The organism is Vibrio sp. 1580 (assembly GCF_033340055.1).
The window spans coordinates 1-649 of record NZ_JAWOVT010000364.1; the positions used below are offsets into that span (position 1 = coordinate 1).

Here is a 649-nt window from a genome sequence, read left to right on the forward strand (position 1 = left end):
AAGAACTGATGGAAATGATCGTCTTTGGCAAATTTGATCAAATTTCAGCCAGACATGGCGAAGCGCTTCACCTACGCCCAAAGGCCGCTAATGCCAAAGCACTAACTGAAGCCTATAGCTCCAACGGGAAACCAATGAAGACGCTACCACGAGGCTTTTACCTACGAACACAATTCACCGCACAGATCTTACTGAAGCACTATATCAATGTGCAATCTGAGTAACTCATCTGTTCACTCTAATGGGTAACCAACGATAATTCGATATCGCAGTAAGAGGCAGTACCCTCACTACCGCACTCATCGTAAGCGTTGTGTAACCGCAAATAAGCTTTGTCGATACCTAACCTGAGCAGCTCTTCTTTCACCAAATCTAAGGAACCAAAATGAAGCGGTTCCTCTCCATCTTTAATCGGCTCTAGCTGGTGCTTATATTCCACAGCTAGCAAATAGTCAGAGACATCGGAACACCCAATGACAAATACTTTGGGTAACGTATAGGTGTCTTTATGTTGACCATGTAGCCACATGTCCAGTTGATGCTTCTGCATAGTGCACCTCCTTCACAAGATCTTTTTAGTGTAGTTGGGGGATGAATACCTTTCGAGCCACACTTGCGCTTATACGTAAATGATTTGCGATAGCGACCA

General features: G+C 44.4%; 1 protein-coding gene and 1 pseudogene. One reads left to right on the top strand and one right to left on the bottom strand.

The features are described 5' to 3' along the window. Positions 1–224, top strand: a pseudogene (locus R7093_RS26030) (DNA mismatch repair protein MutH); the annotation flags it as partial. A gap of 14 nt (positions 225–238) precedes the next feature. Here the strand turns inward: R7093_RS26030 and R7093_RS26035 are convergent. Continuing rightward, positions 239–550: a DUF6482 family protein gene (locus tag R7093_RS26035; RefSeq protein ID WP_005481791.1), complete on the bottom strand. Its 312-nt coding sequence runs from the start codon at positions 548–550 to the stop codon at positions 239–241. Positions 551–649 lie beyond the last annotated feature (99 nt).